We start from the raw sequence: 4,079 nt of genomic DNA, 5'->3' as shown, positions 1-4,079 counted from the left end.
GGTCCGGGGGCCATCGCCGACTGGGCCGCTTCCAGAAGCCTGACGCTGAAGATTTTTCGCTCTTTCTTCGCGCGGCGGGCCTTGGCCTCACCGATCGACATGCGGCGGTTGATGTCCTTGATCTCGGCGATCGTCAAACCGGTTTCGGTTTGCAGCGCGATCAGCTTCTGCTGGCAGCGAATGATGTCCGGTTGCAAACGACCAATGGCTTCGGCGTATTTGCTTTTGCCTTTGGCCAGAGCATCGGTCCAGCTTTCGTAAACTTCGTTGCCCGGGAACTGGCGCAGGAAGTCGGCACGAGGCATGCGAGCATCACGCACGCAAAGTTGCATGATCGCGCGCTCTTGCTGACGCAGACGATCCAGGGCACTGCGTACACGCTCGACCAGGCCTTCGAATTGCTTCGGTACCAGTTTGATCGGCATGAACAGCTCAGCCAGGATCAACAGCTCGGCGATTGCCAGTTTGTTGCCACGGCCGTGCTTTTTCAGCGCCTTGCGGGTGATTTCCATCTGATCGGAGACAGCGCCAAAACGCTGTGCAGCGATGACCGGATCCGGACCGCTTTCGGCTTCTTCTTCGTCGTCGGTGCTGGCTTCAGCTTCGTCGTCGTCGGTGTCGTCGTCCGCTTTCACGGCTTTCGGGTCGACAGGCGGCGGCACTTCGGCAGCAGGCGGCGCAATACCGTCGTCCGGGTCGATATAACCGCTCAGAACGTCGGACAGGCGGCCACCTTCGGTGGTGACGCGAGTGTACTCGGAGAGAATATGGTCAACCGTGCCAGGGAAGTGCGCAATTGCGCCCATCACTTCGCGGATGCCCTCTTCAATACGTTTGGCGATTTCAATTTCGCCTTCACGTGTGAGGAGCTCTACCGTGCCCATTTCACGCATGTACATGCGCACTGGGTCGGTGGTGCGACCAATGTCGGTCTCGACCGCTGCCAACGCAGCTGCTGCCTCTTCGGCTGCGGCTTCGTCAGTATCGGCGTCGGCCAGCATAAGGGAATCCTTATCTGGCGCAACCTCGAATACGTTGATCCCCATGTCGTTAATCATGCGGATGATGTCTTCCACCTGTTCCGGATCTGAAATATCCTCAGGCAGGTGGTCGTTGACCTCCGCGTAAGTCAGGTAACCCTGCTCACGACCGAGTGTGATCAACTCTTTGATACGAGACTGCTGTTGCGCTTTTCCGGACATAACACCCTATCCACTGAAGGTCTTGGCGGGCAAAAAACAAGCCGAGGATTATACCTGAGCTATGACCTCACGCGCCAGTTGAGGTCGGGTCTGATACAGCCTTATTGCGTTTTAATAGGTCGCGCATCTGATTTGCGATCTGAATTGCTTCCTCCGCAGTCAATCCTGGCTGCCTTGCTTTCCTGATAAGTACTTCCAGGCTATCCGTGTGCTGACTTGCCGATAACCTAGTAATGGTGTCTAAAAACTGTTGTTCAAGGTTGTCGCCTTCAATCAGCCACTCCTTTTCCGCTAAAGCCTTGAGCAGGCGCCCCTGTTCGGTTCCATGCCAGCGCGCCATCAACTGGATAGAGTTTAGCCTAGGATTTTTCTGCACAGCCCCGATGAGGGCAACGAGCAGTTGCGCGTACGTATTGCTTTCGTTCGCGAAGTGATCGGCTGTTTCTACCTTGCCGGCCAGTTCCGGATGGTGAATGAGGGTGCGCAGGGCTATCAGCGTCGGGGCTTCGACCGCAATCGGTGTCCGTGGGGCACTGGGTTGGTCGCGATCACCGCCGCGCTTGCCATTCTTGTCCCAGGGTTTCTTGTCCCACTTCTTGCCGCCGGCGCCGGGTTTCTTCGGCGTCCACTCCTGCTGCGGCGTGTACATCTCCTGGGCCTGCGGCTGATGGTAGTCGCTGTAATCCGGCATGGCGTCGTAATCGATGCCCGGGTCGTAGGCCGGCGGGGCATTCTGCGGCGCGCTTTGCACCAGTTGGCTCACGGCTTCACCGCTGAGCCCGGTAATCTCGGTCAGGCGCTGACGCATCAGAATGCGCAGGTTTGCGCCCGGGACCTTGTCGATCAGCGGCGCGGCAAGCGTGGCCATATGGGCCTTGCCTTCAAGTGAGCGCGGGTCCGACTCTTCGGTCAGTTGCTGAAAGAAATAATCGGCTAACGGCTGGGCGTGCTGATTGATTCGCGCGCGGAAGGCGTCAGTGCCTTCAGAGCGGACCAGCGTGTCCGGGTCTTCGCCTTCGGGTAAAAACAAAAAACGAGCGCGCCGCCCGTCCTGCAGGCTCGGCAGCGTCGCTTCCAGTGCGCGCCAGGCGGCGTTGCGGCCGGCCTGATCGCCATCGAAGCAGAACAGTACGTTAGGCACGACACGAAACAGTCGCTTCAAGTGCTCCTCGCTGGTCGCGGTGCCCAGGGTCGCAACAGCATTGCGCAGGCCTTGCTGGGCGAGGGCAATCACGTCCATGTAGCCTTCGACGACAATGATTTCGTCGAGGTTGCGGTTGTTCTTGCGCGCCTCATAAAGGCCGTAGAGTTCCTGGCCTTTATGGAAGACCGGGGTTTCCGGTGAGTTCAGGTATTTCGGTTTGTCGTCGCCCAGCACACGACCGCCGAACGCGATGATGCGCCCGCGACTGTCGCGGATCGGGAACATCACGCGATCGCGAAAGCGGTCATAGCGTTTGCCGGTTTCGGCGTTCTCGATCAACAGGCCGGCGTCGATCATGGCTTTCTGTTGCAAGGTGTCGCTGCTCAAGTGTTTGAACAGATTGTCCCAGCCGGGTGGCGCGAAACCGAGGCCGAAGTCCCGGGCGATTTCCCCGGTCAGGCCGCGACCTTTCAAGTAATCCACGGCGGCCTTGCGCGATGGATGGCTTTTCAGTGCTTGACGGTAAAAGTCAGCGGCCGCAGTCAGCAGCGGGTACAACGGCGAATCGGTCGGCTGGCGCGGTTTGTGCGGCCGGCCGCTTTCTTCGCGGGGGATTTCCATGCCGGCGGCTTTGGCCAGTTCTTCGACCGCCTGGACGAAGTCCAGGTTGTCATGGTCCATCATGAAGCCGAGGGCGTTGCCACCAGCGCCGCAGCCGAAGCAGTAATAGAACTGCTTGTCGGGGCTAACGCTGAACGACGGGGTTTTCTCTTTGTGAAAAGGGCAGCAGGCGGTGTAGTTCTTGCCGGCCTTTTTCATTTGCAGGCGCGAGCTGACCACATCGACGATGTCGGTGCGGTTCAGAAGGTCGTCAATGAAGCTCTGGGGAATTAGCCCGGCCATGGCGTTCTCGTCATCTGCGCTGAAACGAATCCAATACGAACGGCGAACGCGCGCGGGTCGTTGATTGAGGCACACTGCTGTGGCTCGACCGGTGTCGTCTGCGTAATCGCTGTCGGGAAGTGTATCTGCCGAAAATCCACTGACGTTAGTTCCAATCAGTATTCGACTGTCTGAAAGTGTTGCGCTGAAATCCGCTACGGCCAGTCGATGGCCTCGGATAGCTCATAAGCGGGCACGCAAGAAGGTGCCTTGGGCTGATCGTCGTGAGAGGAATCAGTGGGTGTGCTCGTCAGTAGCCTTGGAAGGCTCGTCAGAAAAGACGTGCACCGCTGGCAAAAGAGCCAGGTCTGACGCTGTAAAGCAGATTAGTCTCGGTCGCGTCTGCGGCGTTGACGGTGAAGCATCAAGCGTTTTACGCAAATGCCATAAGCCCGGCTTGGAGCCGGGCTTGGCAGAAGCTTGCTACGAACGTCTGTGTATTAGTACAGACGAACGGCGCGGCGCTGTTCGCGCTGAACTTTCTTGGCGTGACGCTTAACAGCGGCTGCTGCTTTGCGCTTACGCTCAGAAGTAGGCTTCTCGTAAAATTCGCGGCTACGAACTTCAGCCAGTACACCGGCTTTTTCGCAGGAGCGCTTGAAACGACGCAGAGCTACGTCGAAGGGTTCGTTCTCTTTTACTTTGACGGCTGGCATCCAGAGCTACCTTCATTCATTACCGGGGTCAACATCCTCGCGGGGAAGGCGAGTTTCAAAGGAAAGCCTCTTAATATTCCTCATACAGCAAAAATAATATTGCAAAAAGTGTATAAGAATAAAGGTGCACTCGTC

3 protein-coding genes are annotated in these 4,079 nt (G+C 57.7%); all 3 read right to left on the bottom strand.

What is annotated here, in order from left to right:
• Window positions 1-1,202: RNA polymerase sigma factor region1.1 domain-containing protein (locus ACQKP4_RS28595; RefSeq protein ID WP_427637388.1), on the bottom strand; the 1,202-nt coding region annotated here is incomplete at its 3' end.
• Between the two features lie 67 nt (window positions 1,203-1,269).
• Complete coding sequence (dnaG, locus tag ACQKP4_RS28590; protein WP_427637386.1) at window positions 1,270-3,249, bottom strand: DNA primase; 1,980 nt, start codon at window positions 3,247-3,249, stop codon at window positions 1,270-1,272.
• 479 nt (window positions 3,250-3,728) lie between these two features.
• On the bottom strand, window positions 3,729-3,944 hold the full coding sequence (gene rpsU / locus ACQKP4_RS28585) for a 30S ribosomal protein S21 (RefSeq protein WP_002551877.1): 216 nt from the start codon (window positions 3,942-3,944) through the stop codon (window positions 3,729-3,731).
• Window positions 3,945-4,079 lie beyond the last annotated feature (135 nt).

The sequence above is a fragment of the Pseudomonas sp. NPDC086278 genome, from assembly GCF_050280905.1.
Taxonomy (GTDB): Bacteria; Pseudomonadota; Gammaproteobacteria; order Pseudomonadales; family Pseudomonadaceae; genus Aquipseudomonas.
This window is presented reverse-complemented; position numbering and strand designations above follow the sequence as displayed.

Excerpts from the sequence above, each read along its gene's own strand:
- dnaG (WP_427637386.1), bottom strand. The coding sequence starts at position 3,249 with ATGGCCGGGCTAATTCCCCAGAGCTTCATTGACGACCTTCTGAACCGC.
- rpsU (WP_002551877.1), bottom strand. The coding sequence starts at position 3,944 with ATGCCAGCCGTCAAAGTAAAAGAGAACGAACCCTTCGACGTAGCTCTG.